Below are 17078 nucleotides of genomic sequence, written 5' to 3'. Positions count from 1 at the left end.
AACTGCACTTTGGCACATTCGATGCCGGTGGAGCAGGAGCCACCCACCTCATCCGCTTTGGCTCACGTCCACGCGAGTTTCTGCGGCTTCTGCCAGTGGTCCCGAGAATATACGGGCGATCGTGTTGTCGATCTGACCTGCCGCAGCGAGCACAGGGACGATTGTGTGCCCTGTGTCCTCCATACCGGTGCGAACCGTTGGGAAAAGGTCAGGTCGTGCCGTGGCCACCAGCAAGAGCGGTCCCATGCGCATCCAAGGTATGACGTTATGCGTCAGCCAGAATTCGACGGGTTTGATCTGACAAAGCCTGGATGAGGGGGGATTGTTGTCCAGATCAGCAATTTGCAGGCCAGTTTGCTCGGAAAGTGCGTTGAGCACATCCAACCGCTCGACCCAGCCCTCGGCGACCAGAATTTCACCCAGCGGCGCTTTTTGCCAGGATTGCAGAAACAGTGCTTCATCCAACTGCGCCTTGGTGATCAGACCGCGATCGATCAGACAAGCCCCCAACGGCTTGCGCCCCTGCGCTGGTATTGGCGCAACGCGCGCGAACTGCTGCAGGTTCAATTCGACCATAAAGAAACAACCCTGACGCGACTACCAAGCGTCAGGGTTGCTCAATTAAGGTTAACAGCAGGTTAATTCTGATCGGACCGAGGTTTATGCTCGCGCTTTTTGGTGAGCCATTGCCTCAGCAAAGCGTTCGAACAAATAATAGCTGTCCTGCGGACCGGGTGACGCTTCGGGGTGGTGCTGTACCGAATAGACCGGGCGGTCCGTCATGCGGATACCGCAGTTCGAGCCGTCAAACAGAGAGCGGTGAGTTTCAACCACGCCCTCAGGCAGAGACTGCGTGTCCACGGCAAAACCGTGGTTCATCGAGGTGATTTCAACCTTGCCAGTGTCCATATCCTTGACCGGATGGTTGGCGCCATGGTGACCGTGGTTCATCTTGACGGTCTGGCCGCCCAACGCCAGTGCGAGCATCTGGTGCCCAAGGCAGATGCCAAAGACGGGCAGGTTGGTGGTGTCCAGAACCTCTTTGATCATCGGAACCGCGTACTCGCCAGTGGCGGCTGGGTCGCCGGGGCCGTTCGAGAGAAATACGCCGTCGGGATCATGGGCCAGCACTTCGGCTGCTGTGGCTGTTGCAGGCAACACGGTGACATCACAACCTGCGGAGGCCAGGCAACGCAGAATGTTACGCTTGGCGCCGAAATCTACGGCGACAACCTTGTGAACCGGAGCTTCCTGACGCTTGTACCCATCCGGCCACGCCCACCGCATTTCATCCCAGCGATAGCTCTGAGCGCAAGTGACCTCTTTGGCCAGGTCCATGCCTTCCAGGCCCGCAAACCCGCGCGCAGCGGCGACCAGCGCTTCAACGTCGAAATTGCCGTCAGGGTCGTGTGCCAGTGCAACATGGGGTGCACCTTGCTGGCGAATTGCGCGGGTCAAGCGGCGCGTATCAACGCCGCCGATTGCAATCCGACCGCGGCGGTCGAGCCAGGTCTTCAATTCTTCGGCCGAACGCCAGTTCGATGGCTCGGTCGGGTCCCATTTGACCACCATCCCGGCAGCAACCGGATCACCGGTTTCATCGTCTTCGGGGTTCACACCGACATTGCCGATATGAGGGAAGGTGAAGGTTACGATCTGACCGGCATAAGAAGGATCGGTCATGATCTCCTGATATCCGGTCATCGCGGTGTTGAAACACAGTTCGGCCACAGTCAGGCCGGTGGCGCCGAAACCCACCCCGTAGAACAATGTTCCGTCGGCCAATGCCAGACATGCGGTGGGCTTGGACGGGGCGTTCTGGGCCATGGCGCGACTCTCCTGCTGGGTAAATCGGCGCATACCTAAGGGGGTTGTAGCGCTGGGTCAAGTCCATTCAATTTTTGGGCTATTGTTAAAAATCAACAAGTTAGCTATAATCGCACCCGGTTGTGTCGTGCTTTTTGTTTCGATATGGTCGGGGTTCCTTTTCCATGGGGATGGACAGATCATATGGATATGCGATCAAGGGTGAACTCTGCCCTTAAGCAAGCAATGAAAGACAAGGATGCCGAACGTCTGTCGACGCTGCGGTTGATAAACGCCGCGATCAAAGATCGCGATATTGCCACACGCGCGTCGGGCAACGAGGAAGCCAAGGGCTGCGGCGATGCTGAAGTGCTTGAAATACTTGGAAAAATGACCAAGCAACGCAAAGAAAGCGCTCGTGCCTATGAAGAAGGCGGGAGGCTGGATTTGGCCGAGCGGGAACTGCGTGAAGTCGCGGTCATCGAGGAATTCCTGCCCAAGCAACTTGACGAGGATGAGGTGGCTCAGGCCATTCAAACCGCGATCACCGCGACTGGTGCCGGCTCAATCCGTGATATGGGCAAGGTGATGGGCGAGCTCAAAACCCGCTACACCGGCCAAATGGATTTCGGAAAGGTCGGTCCAATGGTCAAAGATCATCTGTGCTCGGGCACAAACGGCTGCTGAGGGCTGTATATCCGGTAGGATCGATTTACTGCGCGACGGGTTCGCGCAGTTTTTTTGTTAGGTCGTCAAAAAGGGCGATGCGCTCGCTTTCGGACAGAAACGCCCCGATTTCTACTTCGCGGCCGTCACCGGTCAATGTGACGTAATTCGGGACTGGCCCGCCGTGTTCATGTATCTCGGGTCGCGCCCAATAGCGGTTGCACGACCATTCCTGGCGCCCCTTGCGCGGGTGATGATGGACCAGCCGGGCCTGTGTTCCGGTGAGGGTCAGAACCTCAAAAACACTGCGTGAACGGTAGTTGGCCTGAATAGCCAGCCATAACCCCAGAACTGTAATCAGCAAAAACGGCAGCAACCCCCACAACAGCGCCGATCCGAGTACTGCCAGCAACGGGATCAGACCAAACAAAAAGACTGAAAATATGACCCACATTGCCCAGCGAGGAGGCAAGGAATTATGCGGCCACAGACGCAGTTCCTGTTCCGAATCCGATGTATGATTCCATCTGTAGGGCATAACCAGAACGTAGCTCTTTGACGCCACATGTCGAAGGGGAATGGTCAGATAACGTGCCCTACACGCGCCCATGACAGGGCGTCGTCCAACCGGTCGTCACCCCAGAAAACCTCGCCACGAACAACCAGGCTGGGGGCTCCAAATACCCCAATTTTGGTGGCCTGTTCGGTTTCGGCCTCTAACGCCGCGACCGTGTCCGGGCTGCGGGCGCGGGCCAGGATCAGGCGCGGATCCTGTTGGCATCTGTGCAGCGCTTCGGAAATGGCGGTTTCGCTGCCGGCTTCCACGCTTTCCTCAAACCAGATGCGGTACAGCGTCGTCGTGAAGTTTTTACCCCAACCATCGCCCATTCCCAGTAGGGCGACCTGATTGGCCAACGGCAGATCAGAAATCGGATAAGGAGCCGGCAACTGGGCATGAAGATGGTACTTTGCTGCACGACGCTCGATATCCCGCCACATGTATGCGGATTTCACAGGTTTGCCCGCGAAAGGAATATTTTTCTGTTCTGACATCACACTGCGCACGTTGAACGGTCGCCAATTTACAGAGGTGTCATGCTCATTACACCAATCGTCCAGGCGCATTACTGTCAGGTAACTGTAGGTGCTACCTATTGAATACCAAAAATCAATTTCGGGCATCTGATCACTCCGATCCCAGAGTTGCAGAACCCATAATACCCTAAAACGACAAGATTTTCGATCTTCGCTTGAAAAAAGGGATCGCTTCGGCCGTCAGGGTGCGTCCTAATACAGGGCGTTTTCGATGGGTTTGGCGGGCTCAGGAGCGACCCCGCAGCCTGTGATCTGTCGCAGGTCAATCTCGATTGTTCGGCACAGCGCCGAGATGGGAACATCGGTGACGTCCCCGTCGAACGGGTCTTCCATCGAGGCACTGACGCGCTCAGTCACGAAGAAGATCCAGCAGACCAGTGCGCCGACGGGGGCAAAGGTCAGCCAGTCGATCACGATTGTTCGGATCAACGACGTATCGGTGCCCGCAACGACTGAGCGTTCGTCGTTAAAAGCCAGCGGAAGCAGAAATATGAAAATCCAGCTGAACATGCGGCCGACTTCGGCGACCTGACGTGGAAAGGGGGTGTTCTTTATGCGTTCACACTGGCCTTGAGCCGTCGTAAACCGGGCCAGTCGGTCCATCAGAGCCACGTGCCAATACGGAGTGATTTCGCCCCTTTGCGCCATGTCCGACAGTTGCTGGGCCTGGAAGCTGAGAAGGCAGGCCGCGCGGTTGGCTTTTCCCTCCAGTCGCGGCAAATCTGTTTCAAGTTGGCTGGTTTCCCAGGATTCGGGTTTTTTGTGCAGCTCGTCTTTGACCGATACGGGTTTATGCCCGAACATCCACGGCCTGCGCGTACGTCCGAAGGATGACGGTTGGCGCAACTGATAGGCCAGCATGTTGAGCCAGGCAATATGACGTTCGATCAACTCGCTTCGCACAGCAGGATCAATCGGAGATCCGTTCGTCTGGATCAGCGTACCGATTGTATTACCCCAATCGCGGCTGGCATTGGCAATATCGCCCCAGGCCCTGCGTGCTTCGTTCCAGCGCGCATAAGTCGAGGTGTTCTTGAAACCCAGAAAGAACGCCACCGCCAAACCCAGCATCGCCACCGGGGGGCTTGGATTCGAAATCGGGTCTATCGGGGTAAGCTCGTCCACCACCTGAACCAGAAAAATCCACGCCAGCGCAATACAGATGAACCCAGCTGATCCTTTGATCAGTTTGCGAACCGAAATGCCGTCGTGAAGTATCATGGTGTGCGGGTCTTTTACCTTGGCGTCGATAATTCCTGATTTTGAATATTATTCATTTGTTCTGGGATGTGTCTACGCGCGGGTCGGAATGGGCAGCGACCTTGCCGCAAATGCAAAGCCCCGCACGAGGCGGGGCTTTGACAGGATTTCTCTGGTAGCGGGATCAGTGCGCGTGGCCCTTGTCCCAGTCTTCCTGCTTCGGCAGCTGCTCGAACGTGTGCTCGGGCGGCGGCGAGGGCAGGGTCCATTCCAGCGTGTCCGCGTATTCGTTCCAGTAGTTGTTCTCGGTTACTTTCGCTCCACGGAACAAGGCATAAAACACGATGCCGAAGAACAGCAGGAACGAGGCAAACGAGATGAACGCGCCGATCGAGGAAACATAGTTCCACTGGGCGAAGGCCTCAGGATAGTCGATGTAGCGGCGCGGCATGCCCTGTCGACCCAGGAAGTGCTGCGGGAAGAAGGTCAGGTTGGCGCCGATGAAGAACAGCCAGAAGTGTACCTTGCCCCAGAACTCCGAATACTGACGGCCTGTCATCTTGCCGAAGTAGAAGTACACACCGGCAAAGATCGCAAACACGGCACCCAGCGACATCACATAGTGGAAGTGCGCAACCACGTAGTAGGTGTCGTGGTAGGCGCGGTCGATACCGGCCTGCGACAGCACAACGCCGGTCACACCGCCTACGGTGAACAGGAACAAGAAGCCGAAGGCGAACAGCATCGGTGTCTTGAACTCGATGGAACCGCCCCACATCGTCGCGATCCACGAGAAGACCTTAACGCCCGTCGGCACCGCGATGACCATCGTGGCCAGCATGAAGTAGGCCTGCTGGCGCAGCGACATGCCAACAGTGTACATGTGGTGCGCCCACACGACGAAGCCCAGAACACCAATCGCGATGATCGCCCAGACCATCGGCAGGTAACCGAAGATCGGCTTGCGCGAGAAGGTGGCGATCACGTGGCTGATGATGCCGAATCCGGGCAGGATCACGATGTACACTTCCGGGTGGCCGAAGAACCACAGGATGTGCTGATACAGGATCGGGTCACCGCCACCGGCCGGGTCAAAGAAGGTAAAGCCAAAGTTGCGGTCCATCAGCAACATGGTGATTGCGCCCGCCAAAACCGGCAGCGACAGCAGAATCAGCCACGAGGTGACGAAGATCGACCAGCTGAACAGCGGCACCTTGAACAGGGTCATGCCGGGGGCACGCATGTTCAGGAAGGTGGTGATCATGTTGATCGCGCCGAGGATCGAGGAGGCGCCCGATACGTGTACGGCAAAGATCGCCAGGTCCATGGACATGCCGCCTTCGGTCGTCGACAACGGCGGGTACAGAACCCAGCCCACGCCGGAACCGAGCTGGTCGTTACCGCCAGGGCTCAGCAGCGAGGCCACGCCCAGCGAAGTACCGGCGACGTACAGCCAGAAGGACAGGTTGTTCATCCGCGGGAACGCCATATCCGGCGCACCGATCTGCAACGGCATGAAATAGTTACCAAATCCGCCGAACAGCGCCGGGATGACCACGAAGAACATCATCAGAACACCATGGTAGGTGATCATCACGTTCCACAGGTGTCCGTTCGGGGTACATGGGTCGGCCATGAAGCCTTCGAGGCACATGTACTGAACACCGGGGTGCATCAGCTCGAGCCGCATGTAAACGGTCATCAGAACCGAGATCAGACCGGCAATCGCCGAAAAGACCAGGTAGAGAATCCCGATGTCCTTGTGGTTGGTCGACATGAACCAGCGGGTAAAGAATCCGCGATTGTCTTCATGCTCGTGACCATGAATGGCTGCGTCTGCCATTTAGGTGCCTCCTGTTGCAAGTGCACCGCGCAGCCGGACCTCTCCAGCGCGCGGGATTCCTGCTGGTTTTAGAATGCACAGAGGGCACCTTCAATGCCCGAGTTTGATCTGGATCAAGATTATTTGTCGCGGGCAGGAGGGAAACCCGCGATTTATCGGTCCAGAACACCCGTGATCTGGGCATTCGCGGTTGGATTTCAAGAGGCAGGGTGCAAGGGGCTTTCCCGGCTTGACCCTCACCGGGTCGCGCCCCAGAACTAAGTGCAACACCGAAACCGGAGAGCTGACATGACTGCTTATGATCCCGACAACATCTTTGCCAAAATCCTGCGGGGGGAAATCCCTTCAACCCGTGTGTATGAGGATGACGAGACGCTGGCCTTCATGGACATCATGCCTCGTTCAGACGGGCACCTGTTGGTGATCCCAAAGACACCTTGCCGAAACCTGCTGGATGCGTCGCCCGAGCAATTGGCATCTGTGATGACTACGGTGCAGAAATTGGCAAGAGCTGTGGTCAAAGCGTTTGACGCTGACGGCGTCACGGTTCAGCAATTCAACGAAGCCGCTGGTGGGCAGGAAGTGTTTCATCTGCATTTTCATATCCTCCCGCGTTATGAAGGTGTCTCTGTGCGCCCACCTGGCAACATGGGAGACTTTGACCTGATCGCCGAGCATGCCGAAAAGATCAAAGGCGCACTGGGCTGATCATTCTTTGCTGTTATGCGGCCCCTGACATGCGCTGTGGTCGCCAAATGCATGGAGCACGGCGCAGACATGGCCGTGCTTTCCGTCACAAGCTGCAGAGATACGGGACAATTCGGCCTCAAGCCTTCGCAACTGGTCGATACGCTTCCGGAGGTCGATCAGTTGCCGCTCGGCAATTTCATGCGCCCGGTCCAGGTCGGGGCCCCGCGCACCCTCCAAAGACAACAAGGCTTCGACGTCGGCCAGCGGTAGCCCCAGATCCCGGCCATGGCGTATGAATTGCAGCCGTTTCAGGGCGGTCTCGTCATACCTGCGTTGATTTCCCGCTGTGCGCTCGGGTTTCGGCAGCAGGCCCTTGTCCTCGTAGAAGCGGATCGTTGGGACCTTGACGCCGGTTCTGCGTGATAACTCTCCGATTGAGTACATTTTTTGGCTAAGGCCTCTTGAACCTCTAGTGACTAGAGGAATTACATGGGGTGTGCAGCCAAAACAAGGAATAAAGGCACCATGGGACATCAACGCGGGCAAGAAGGGCATCATCACCATCATATCGACCCGGATGCAGGCGACATGCGCGTCGCGGGGGCGATCGGGGTGAACATGTTGCTGACCCTTGCGCAGGTCATCGGCGGCATTCTTTCAGGATCTCTCGCGCTGATCGCGGACGCATTGCACAACTTCTCAGACGCCATTGCTCTGATTATCGCCTTTTTCGCGCGCAAGATCGCCCGACGCCCCGCCGACCCGCGCATGAGTTTCGGCTACGGCCGAGCCGAAGTGGTTGCGGCGCTGGTCAACTATACGACGCTGATCGTGTTGTCTGCCTACCTGCTGTACGAAGGCGTTATGCGGTTTTTCGAACCGGAACCCGTAAACGGCTGGATGGTCGTCTGGATTGCCGCGCTTGCTTTGATCGTCGACCTCGTAACTGCAGCGCTGACCTATACGATGTCAAAGAGCAGTATGAACATACGCGCGGCCTTCATCCACAACGTGGCTGACGCGCTGGGTTCGGTCGCGGTCATAGTCGCAGGGGCGTCGGTTATTATGTTCGGCTGGGCCTGGGTGGACCCAGCCGTCACGATCCTGATTTCGGTCTACATCCTGTGGCATGTGAAATCCGAGATCGGTGAAACGATCCGCATCCTGATGCTGGGCGCGCCCCCGAACCTGAATCCCGAAGACGTAGCGAATGCGATTGAAGAAACAGACGGTGTAGCCGGGGTCCATCACATCCATCTCTGGAGCATGCAGGAGCGCGAACCCGCTCTGACGGCCCATCTGGAGATCGGCCCTTTGGCTTGGGCAGATGCCGAACCGATACGGCTTGGAGTGAAAGAAACCCTGAAGTCAAGGTTTGGGATCGGGCATGTCACACTGGAGCTGGAGCGGGCTGACCAGCCGCTCAGGTCGTCGCCGCGATTTGGCCATGACAGTATTCAGGAGGCCTGAATAAGAATTGCCGTTCCGATTTGGGGTCGGAACGGCAGACTCGTAACCAAACACTTTTCCGAATTTCCGATTATTCCCGGATCCCGGTTTAACACACCACTCACTCTAGAACGGTAAGAGTACATTACTCCGAATCGAGCGTTTTGTATTCAAATGCCGCGAATTTCCGTAAATCTGACCCAAAAGATGTGCGCCAGATGAATAATTGCGGTTTGTCGGGAAACAAAGGGCAATCTGGGTTTGGATTGTTAATGCTGATTGAGCGAATTGGCGATTCGGAGCCGCCGCTTCACGCCCTTTCAGGCGTCGATCGGTTCAAAGATTTCCGAAAACGTCTTTTGCAAAGCAGTGTCCACATCAGCCAAAGTCACCGGCAGCCCCAAATCGACCAAAGATGTTACCCCGTGTTCTGTGATGCCACAGGGCACAATGCCCGAAAAGTGTTCCAGGTCAGGTTCCACATTGACCGAGATGCCGTGAAAGCTGACCCATTTGCGAAGGCGCAATCCGATGGCGGCAATTTTGTCTTCGGCCGGCTTGCCAGTCACCGTCAGGGGTTTGTCATCCCGGCGCACCCAGACACCTACGCGGCCATCGCGGATTTCTCCATGCACGTTGAATTCGGCCAGTGCGGCGATCACCCATTCTTCCAACTGTTTCACAAAGCGCCGCACGTCTTTGCCGCGTTTGTTCAGATCGAGCATGACATAGGCGACGCGCTGACCGGGGCCGTGATAGGTGTACTCTCCACCGCGCTTCGCCTCGTACACAGGAAATCGGTCCGGGTCGGTCAGATCTTCGATCCGGGCAGACGTACCTGCGGTATAAAGCGGGGGATGTTCCAGCAACCAAACGCATTCGTCCGCTTCGCCTGCCGAAATGGCAGCTACTCGCGCCTCCATGAAGGCGACGGCGTCGGTATAGTCGGTTAACCCGTCGGTGATCTTCCATTCCATGATGGGTCCATATCCTTCAGGCACGGCAAGGGGAAGGGGTCACGCGGCCTCGGCCAGACAGCGCTGCAGAACATGCGCGTAATTGTCGGCGCCCTGCGCCCCGGTCAAAAGGTACTTGCCGCCAAACACCATGGACGGGACGCCCGAAACTCCGCGACTGGTCCAGAAATTCTGTTTCTCACGAACGGGCGCTCCATGCGCGCCAGAGCTTAGTGCCGCACTGGCGTCATCACGGTCCAGCCCCGCGGCGTGGACGGCGTCGAGCAGAACATCGACATCGGACACATCTCGCTGGTCGGTGAAGTAGGCCCGAAACAGCGCAAGTTTCAGCGGATGCTGACGGCCTTGCGTCTCAGCCCAATCCAGAAGCTGGTGTGCCCTGAAAGTATTCACCATTCTGCTGTCGTCGTCGAAATTGAACACAAAGCCCAATTCGGCGCCAATCTGCGTCAGGCGATCCCGCGCCTGCTGGCTCTGATCGGATGTTGAGCCGTACTTTTCCATGATATGCTCGCGCAGGTTCTGACCTTCAGGCGGCATAGTTGGGTTCAGCTCGAACGGGTGCCACCTGAGGCGCGCCAGCACGTTGAGCCGCTGCAACGCCTGATCGAGCTGCCGAAAGCCGACGATACACCACGGACAAACCACATCTGACACGATGTCAATCTGGACAATTGGTCGGGGATCGGCCGAGGTCATGTTCAGGCTCCTGACGAGGATTTGGGAATACTGTTCTGATAAAGATATGGAGGTTGGGCAGGAATTCAAACCAGCACGTTTTTTGCCTCTTCACATCTTGATCTTCACCGTCTATACGCCCCCTACCAAGTCACAGGCAGTGCGGTCGTGGCGGAATTGGTAGACGCGCAGCGTTGAGGTCGCTGTGGGGTAACACCCGTGGAAGTTCGAGTCTTCTCGACCGCACCATTTTCATCAAAATACCGAAATGGGGCATTGGGTCGCGTGTAGAGTTGCACCAGTTTTCCTTGGATTGCCGATACTTCGATTTCCTGTCTCGCCCGGGCTTGCGGGGTTGTGTATGACAAAGGTCAATGCAAGTCGGGAAGGTGTTAATGTCTCAGGCCATTACCGTATTCACAACGATGAAAAACGAAGGCCCATATATGCTGGAATGGGTCGCGTTTCATAAGACGCTGGGTGTCGATCACTTTGTGATCTTTACCAACGACTGTGAAGACGGCACTGATGACATCGCCCATAGGCTGCAGGAGTTGGGGGTCGCCACGCATGTCCCGAACGAGGTGAAGGAGGGTGGAAATCCGCAACACCAGATGCTGCGTCGCGCACGGCGTCAGCCGAAAGTCAAGGAAGCGGACTGGCTGTTGTGCCTGGACGTGGATGAATTCTGGAATATCCGGTGCGGCGATAACAGTTTTTCAGCCTTGATCGATGAGGTTGAACATCGCGCGTGCCGTGAGGTGGACGCCATCTCATTTGCATGGAAACTGTTTGGAAGTTCGGGGAATATTAGTTTCGAAGACAAACCCGTAACCGAAGCCTTCTCGATGGGTGATCAGGAGTATCCCTATCATTCGGGCCGCGCTTATGGCCTGAAAACGCTTTTTCGCAATAACGGCAAGTTCACCCGGTTCGGCCCTCACCGCCCAAAAGGCGTTGAAGAAGGAAAAGAAGGAGTCATTGCCTGGTCCGATGCCGGGGGCAAGTTGTTTCCGTCTGAAAAGGTAGGATGGCGGGCCTGGCAGGGGTTCGATCACTCGCTTGGTCGTCTGCACCATTACTCGGTCCGGTCGCTGGACGGCTTTCTGATCAAGCGCGACCGGGGCCGGACCAACCACATCAAGGTAGATCAGGGGCAATCCTACTGGCAGGACATGAATGCAAACAAAGAAAACGACCAGTCCATTCTGCCTGCCGCCCGGCGCGCAGCGCCGCTTTTGGCAGAATTGAAAGCGGATGAGGACTTGGGGGCACTTCATGCCCGGGCCTGCGACTGGCACCGGGATAAAATCGCCGAAATCAAAATGCGCCCGGACTGGGTAGACTTTCGTGTGTGGTTGGCGGACAATCTCGTTTGAGGACAATGGCAGAAGACCTTTCGAAAGATCAGCTGAAACCGGAACACCCCGACCGCAAGACGGGGTATGAGCGTATTCTGACCGATCCCGCGCCGCCGTGGTTTGTTGAACTCTACCCCGGCGGTGACGGCGCTGGTTTTCTGCAAAAGCTCGAGCGCCATTCGGTGTTGTTTCACCAGCGTTCTGCTTCGCAACTGATCGTCAGTTTCGACAATATTGCAAATGCGAATGACCTGTCCTTTGCGCGCGAACCCTGGGGATGGAAGTTCTTCCGGGACGAAGGTTGGTCCCATATGGGTGTCTTTGCGCGCACCAAAGCCTGGTATCGTGACCCTGAAATCATTTCGTATTTCCAGGACCGCGCGGCCGAAGGCTTTTTCGACAAATATGATCAGGTTGTTTTTGCGGGTGCGTCCATGGGCGGGTTCGGAGCGCTGACGTTTTCCCAACTAGTACCCGGCGCATTTGTGATCGCGTTCAATCCGCAGACTACGCTGGACGAACGATTGGTGCCCTGGGAAACCCGTTATCGCTTTGGCAGGGTGCAGGACTGGGACTTACCTATGGGGGATGCCGCGCAAACAGTAGGGCGCGCAGGCAAAGCCTATGTTTTTTATGATCCCTTTTTCGACCTCGACAGACGTCAGGTCACGCGGTTGCAGGGGGAAAACGTGGTATTGTTAAAGACGTGGTTTTCAAATCACTTTGCAGCGCCGTTGTTGCGCAAGCTCGATATCCTCAAACCGGTCATGCTGAAAGCGATGAACGGCTCGCTTGAACCTGCCGAATACTATCGGATGATGCGGGCCCGACGTAACTTGCCCATGGTCATGCGCGGAATCGAAGGGTTCGCGGGCGAGCGCCACCCCAAACTGGTGCGGCAAGCCCGCCAAAGGTTCCGGGTACTAAGACGCGCTGCGTTGGAGGAGGCTGAGAGGTCCTCATGACGCCTGAAAAGGGTGTGTTCATCGGCCAGCGCAGAGACCGCCTGGGTGCGCGTCTGTTGATGATGCTGACTTGCATTCGCCTGGCCGAGGATTTTGACACGACATACAGGGTCAATTGGTTTCCAAAAGGGAATGACGCACCGGAACTGGATCACCCGCAGGAACTGTTCGCACCGGATTGGATGGACGCGCAGTTTCTCAGCGCCGAAGGTTTCGAAGCGCTTAGTCAGAAGGCCCTGCCAATATGGACGTTTCAGAGCGACAAGACCCCTGACCGTTTGATCGCGCATCTCAACTCCGGCCGATCGGTTCTGGTCGAAGAAGGCTTCGAAGTGCTTGCCTTTCCGTGGGAGGATATCGAGTCCATCCGACCCACGTACCGCGACTTCATCCATCGGATCGGGTTCACGCAGGAAATACGTGCGATCATGGACCGCGCAGATGCCAGACTGTCAGGGCAGGGCGTGTCGGCCTATCACATCAGGCGGGGCGATATCCTCAATGGATTGCCGTGGAAGCACACGACCTGGCCTGCCAAAATCGAACCCGAAGAGTTGTATGAGGCTCATCTTGAAAAGAATGCCGGGCACACCGCCATTATGTTCTCGGACCAGCCCGAACTGATCACCCGGTTTCAGAAACGGTTCCCCCAATTGCTGCAGATGTCGGACATCGCGGATGTATCAGGCATGACCCGTGCGCAGCGCGACTTTCTGGAACTCTACACGATGTCGCGCGCGGACCAGGTGATTGCACCGGTTATATCCGCGTTTTCGATGGCGGCGGCGCGAATTTCGGGTCAGCAACGCAAGGTGTTCCGGGATGTCCTGAGCGAGTACGATATCCAGAGGGCCAACGAACATGTAATCCAAAGGCTGAAAGGTGGACCAGCCTGTTTCCTGAATATTTCCGAGGCCTCACATATATACGCCAAAGCCTTGTTTCACATGTTTCAATTTGGATCAGAAGATCGTTCGCAAGAAGCGCTGGACCTGGCTGATCCGTTGTTGAAGGCGGGGTCTGACAACGCTTTTCTTCCATTGTTGCAAGCGCTTAACCTGTTTTACCTCGGCAGATGGCATGACTCTTTGGCTTTGACCGAAGATGCTTTGAAGAACGACAACCTTTGGCCGGAGGATTATGCGGTTTTGTGCGCATTGCGATGCGCGGTCTTAGGGAGATTAAAGAAGAGATGGCGGGCGGCTAAGTCCTTTAATCAGGCGTTTTGGGCAAAACCACTGAGACCAGATGTCGTAGTGCTCGGTTCACGTGCTTTTTACAGAGATCAACTTGCGTTGCGATTGCTTCCGCCGACGGACTGGTCTCTGCAAAAAAGTCTCAGGCGACCATGGTTCAATTTCAATTCGCACGTTGCGCAACGAAAAGCACTTATTCGGTTGCCCTGTAATTTTGATATGGTTCTTTTGGATTGGTCGGACCTTGCGCTTGACCAGAAAGCAAAACGATTATTCGGCAGTTCTTCCAGACTCGAGATGCTTGCGGGAGGACTCGAAAGAGCTGCCGAAATTTCGATCGAAGACCCTCGAAGAAAGAGCCTTGCAGCTGTGTTGCAAACGCATTTGGGGGGCTTGTCGAGATCTGAAGCCATTGGCATATCTCGGAAAGTAGTTTCCGAGAGGCCGGATAATCCACTGTATCACAAGCGTTTAGCTGAGCTATACGAGGCTGAAGGCGACCTTTCGCAAGCACGGCTGGCAATGGCCGAGGCGCTTGCCTGCGATCCGGACAATCCGTTTTTGATTTTTGCGATGGGACGTTTTCTGCAGCGAACTGATGCCGTCGAGCAGGGCGAAACCCAGATTCTGAACTCAGCCGATCTGGATGACACCACCGCCGCTATTCAGGGGATGGCCGGACATATCCATCTTCGGCGAGGAAACAAGGCTAAGGCACGACCCTATCTCCAAAAGGCGCATGACCTATTTCCACCATTCAAGCGTTTTGCAAACCAATTGGCCCGTACACAAGCATAATGGCATATACGCGTTACACGTTGCTGGATTGTTCTTGGATGCAGGTTGGCCTAGGCTGTTTTCCGGGCAAAAGCTGCAGAACTCATTCGATAGAAAGAAATGCAGCAAAACACGAGGCAGAGAGACATGGCCGATAGGGACCTTCGATACATTAGTGTCACCCCGATGAAGAACGAAGGCCCCTTTGTTCTGGAATGGGTTGCGCACAACCTCGCGATTGGTGTCGACCGGATTGTCGTGATGACCAATGATTGTTCGGACGGTACGGATGCGTTGCTGCAGCGGTTGGATGACATGGGTGTCCTGACGCATGTCGACAACAACTCGCGTCGTCAGACCAGCCCGCAAAAGCGTGCTTACAAAAAGTTTCTCAAGATGGAAATTGCGCGGCCTCAGGATTGGGTTGTCGTGATCGACGCTGACGAACATATTAACGTTAAAACCGGGGACCACACACTGCGTGCCTTGACCAAGGCGATACCCGACGCAAAAACGATCTCGATGACGTGGCGGTTGTTTGGAAATGCTGGCATTATCCGCTATGAAGATCGCTTTCTGTCGGATCAGTTTCGACGTGCCGCACCTGAACGAATGTTTCGCCCGCCGCAGGCATGGGGGTTCAAAACGATGTTCCAACGCGGGCTCTGGGACGCACTGGGCGTTCACAGGCCCAAACGCCCGACGGTCGAAACCATGGAAGAATGCCACTGGTACAATGGTTCGGGCAGGTTGATGCCGGACCGGTATTATACAAGTAGTTGGCGTTCTGCGCGGGATTCCGTCGGCTATGATCTGGTGCAGGTCAACCACTACGCGCTGAAATCCTGCGAAAGTTATTTGGTCAAGAAAATGCGGGGGCGGGCTCATCACCTGGGTGAAAGCCTTGGTATGGACTACTGGAACATGATGAACCAGAACGCCGAAGAGGATGGGTCCATCGACGTTATTTTGGACCGTAAGCGCGACCATTTTTACGACATGCTGGCAGACCCCGAAATAGCACGGCTGCACCACATGTCCTGTGATTTGCACAGGCAACAGATTTCCCAATTGCGCGAGCTGCCCGAAATGCAGGAGCTTATGCAGCAGATGACAGCGGGTTTCGCTGCCAGGAACGAGGTATGAATCCTAAAAGGAGCAGCCTTGGTTAGGCATTCCGAGCATACCAACCCAAGAGCCCGTAAGCCGGTTGAGTTCAAGGGCACGTGGAAGGGGCGGAATTATCGCCGTGATGTAGCCAAGGCTCTGACTGTGAACTTGTTGGTTTTCTGCGCGATCTTTGGTGGTGCGATTTTTGTTGTCTATCTTAAGGATGAGGCTAAGCAAAATCCCAGAGTTTGGACTTTGGGTTCACAATATGGAGGCATTTGATGCTTTGGCTGCATTTGGGAATGCCTAAAACCGGCACGACCGCGCTTCAGGGATATGTTCGAAAAAATACGGCTCAACTGGCGGATGTCGGGCTGCGTTATTTGGAATCTGGACGGCGCAGGCTGGAAGGCAGCGGTCGTCTTGCGATCAGTCACAACATCATCGCTTTTCACATCAATCAGACCAACCAGCCGGTGGACCCGTTTCGCGAATTGATGGCTGTCGAATACGATAAGCACCGGGATCAGAACTGCCTGGTGTCATCGGAGATGTTTTATTCCTGTGATTTGCCCAGGCTGGCACAGGTTTTTGCCGAAGTCCCCTCCCGCGAGTTGCGGATCACTTTCTATTGTCGGCGGTATTCGGACTTCTTCGAGGCCGACTACAAACAACGCGCCAAGAATGGCCGTTTGAGTGGCGGGGCATCGGATTTTATTCGGAATCGGCTGGCCAGTATCAAAGCCCAACCCGAGGGGCTTAGTTTCTCATCAAAAGTGGCGCAGATCAGGCAGGCCTTTCCCGGCGTAACCGTCGTGCCGATGTTGTACGAACGGTCGGAAATGGTGCGTGGTCATGTTGTTGAAGATTTCATGTCACGCATCGAGGTCCCTTTGCCAGGCGGTGTTTCAGTCGATCGGCCTTCGAATCCATCTCAGTCACGCGCGGCAAGCGAAGCCTTTGGCATCGTGACCCGTGCGATTGGGCGCAAGGAAAGCCGACGTCTGCGTCGGCGTGTGAGTGATGATCCGGTGATGGTTCGCCGCAACGATGTTCTGGAACCTGACGAACGGGCTTGGTTGGATGAATACCTTGCCAATGAAGATATCGCCTTTCAGCAGGAGTTCTTTCCCGACCGTCCTCAGCTATTCAGCCCGGTTGAGTTGAGCCCCGAGGATCAGAAGTTTCGTAGAGATACGGCTGAAGAATACGAGGCGCTGCAAAAAGCGTCTGAGATTGTATTTCGCATGGCGCTGAACGGCTGA

Annotated in this window: 17 protein-coding genes and 1 tRNA gene; 9 read left to right on the top strand and 9 right to left on the bottom strand. The window is 55.8% G+C overall.

Going from position 1 to position 17078, the window contains the following annotated elements; genetic code table 11:
- Positions 1-48: 48 nt before the first annotated feature.
- Both GOX66_RS18775 and carA read right to left on the bottom strand, forming a co-directional pair.
- Positions 49-576 (bottom strand): cyclic di-GMP-binding domain-containing protein, MshE-related, encoded by a 528-nt coding sequence (locus GOX66_RS18775; RefSeq protein WP_170764493.1) that lies wholly within the window; start codon positions 574-576, stop codon positions 49-51.
- Positions 577-660: 84 nt separating this feature from the next.
- Complete coding sequence (carA, locus tag GOX66_RS18770; protein ID WP_170764491.1) at positions 661-1827, bottom strand: glutamine-hydrolyzing carbamoyl-phosphate synthase small subunit; 1167 nt, start codon at positions 1825-1827, stop codon at positions 661-663.
- 183 nt (positions 1828-2010) lie between these two features.
- Here carA and GOX66_RS18765 point away from each other — a divergent pair, with 183 nt between their 5' ends.
- Positions 2011-2493 carry a GatB/YqeY domain-containing protein gene (locus GOX66_RS18765; protein ID WP_170764483.1) on the top strand — a complete coding sequence of 161 codons (483 nt, stop codon included), beginning with the start codon at positions 2011-2013 and terminating at the stop codon, positions 2491-2493.
- A 25-nt stretch (positions 2494-2518) separates the two neighbouring features.
- Here the strand turns inward: GOX66_RS18765 and GOX66_RS18760 are convergent, their stop codons facing one another.
- The 4 genes from GOX66_RS18760 to ctaD all read right to left on the bottom strand — a co-directional run bounded on the left by GOX66_RS18760 (position 2519) and on the right by ctaD (position 6610).
- On the bottom strand, positions 2519-3010 hold the full coding sequence (locus tag GOX66_RS18760) for a DUF2244 domain-containing protein (protein ID WP_170764481.1): 492 nt from the start codon (positions 3008-3010) through the stop codon (positions 2519-2521).
- 44 nt (positions 3011-3054) lie between these two features.
- Positions 3055-3654 carry a 2-hydroxychromene-2-carboxylate isomerase gene (locus GOX66_RS18755; RefSeq protein ID WP_170764479.1) on the bottom strand — a complete coding sequence of 200 codons (600 nt, stop codon included), beginning with the start codon at positions 3652-3654 and terminating at the stop codon, positions 3055-3057.
- 105 nt (positions 3655-3759) lie between these two features.
- Positions 3760-4788 (bottom strand): bestrophin family protein, encoded by a 1029-nt coding sequence (locus GOX66_RS18750; RefSeq protein ID WP_170764477.1) that lies wholly within the window; start codon positions 4786-4788, stop codon positions 3760-3762.
- A 163-nt stretch (positions 4789-4951) separates the two neighbouring features.
- Positions 4952-6610 (bottom strand): cytochrome c oxidase subunit I, encoded by a 1659-nt coding sequence (gene ctaD, locus GOX66_RS18745; protein ID WP_170764475.1) that lies wholly within the window; start codon positions 6608-6610, stop codon positions 4952-4954.
- A 288-nt stretch (positions 6611-6898) separates the two neighbouring features.
- Between ctaD and GOX66_RS18740 the strand changes: the two genes are divergently transcribed.
- Positions 6899-7318, top strand: a complete 420-nt coding sequence (locus GOX66_RS18740; protein ID WP_170764473.1) for an HIT family protein — start codon at positions 6899-6901, stop codon at positions 7316-7318.
- Here the strand turns inward: GOX66_RS18740 and GOX66_RS18735 are convergent, their stop codons facing one another.
- Positions 7319-7744, bottom strand: a complete 426-nt coding sequence (locus GOX66_RS18735) for a MerR family transcriptional regulator (protein WP_170764471.1) — start codon at positions 7742-7744, stop codon at positions 7319-7321. It lies immediately after the preceding gene.
- Between the two features lie 81 nt (positions 7745-7825).
- On the opposite strand from GOX66_RS18735, the gene GOX66_RS18730 reads away from it, so the two are divergent.
- Positions 7826-8770, top strand: a complete 945-nt coding sequence (locus tag GOX66_RS18730) for a cation diffusion facilitator family transporter (RefSeq protein ID WP_170764468.1) — start codon at positions 7826-7828, stop codon at positions 8768-8770.
- Between the two features lie 299 nt (positions 8771-9069).
- Here the strand turns inward: GOX66_RS18730 and lipB are convergent, their stop codons facing one another.
- A complete protein-coding gene (gene lipB, locus GOX66_RS18725) occupies positions 9070-9726 on the bottom strand; it encodes a lipoyl(octanoyl) transferase LipB (protein WP_170764466.1) in 657 nt (218 codons plus the stop codon).
- A 39-nt stretch (positions 9727-9765) separates the two neighbouring features.
- Positions 9766-10425: a DsbA family oxidoreductase gene (locus GOX66_RS18720; protein ID WP_170764465.1), complete on the bottom strand. Its 660-nt coding sequence runs from the start codon at positions 10423-10425 to the stop codon at positions 9766-9768.
- Positions 10426-10566: 141 nt separating this feature from the next.
- Here GOX66_RS18720 and GOX66_RS18715 point away from each other — a divergent pair.
- The 6 genes from GOX66_RS18715 to GOX66_RS18690 all read left to right on the top strand — a co-directional run bounded on the left by GOX66_RS18715 (position 10567) and on the right by GOX66_RS18690 (position 17078).
- Positions 10567-10653: transfer RNA gene (locus GOX66_RS18715), tRNA-Leu, on the top strand.
- Between the two features lie 146 nt (positions 10654-10799).
- On the top strand, positions 10800-11783 hold the full coding sequence (locus tag GOX66_RS18710) for a glycosyltransferase family 2 protein (protein WP_170764463.1): 984 nt from the start codon (positions 10800-10802) through the stop codon (positions 11781-11783).
- 5 nt (positions 11784-11788) lie between these two features.
- Positions 11789-12730, top strand: coding sequence for a hypothetical protein (locus GOX66_RS18705; protein WP_170764461.1), 942 nt, complete (start codon positions 11789-11791; stop codon positions 12728-12730).
- The gene (locus GOX66_RS18700; RefSeq protein WP_170764459.1) at positions 12727-14724 is read left to right on the top strand and encodes a hypothetical protein; all 1998 of its coding nucleotides are present in this window, start codon (positions 12727-12729) and stop codon (positions 14722-14724) included. The genes GOX66_RS18705 and GOX66_RS18700 overlap by 4 nt, the downstream gene beginning before the upstream one ends.
- 126 nt (positions 14725-14850) lie before the next feature.
- Complete coding sequence (locus GOX66_RS18695; protein ID WP_237212674.1) at positions 14851-15849, top strand: glycosyltransferase family 2 protein; 999 nt, start codon at positions 14851-14853, stop codon at positions 15847-15849.
- A 245-nt stretch (positions 15850-16094) separates the two neighbouring features.
- The gene (locus tag GOX66_RS18690; RefSeq protein ID WP_170764457.1) at positions 16095-17078 is read left to right on the top strand and encodes a hypothetical protein; all 984 of its coding nucleotides are present in this window, start codon (positions 16095-16097) and stop codon (positions 17076-17078) included.

The sequence above is a fragment of the Ruegeria lacuscaerulensis genome (genome assembly GCF_013031245.1).
GTDB classification, from domain to species: domain Bacteria; phylum Pseudomonadota; class Alphaproteobacteria; order Rhodobacterales; family Rhodobacteraceae; genus Ruegeria; species Ruegeria lacuscaerulensis_C.
This window is presented reverse-complemented; position numbering and strand designations above follow the sequence as displayed.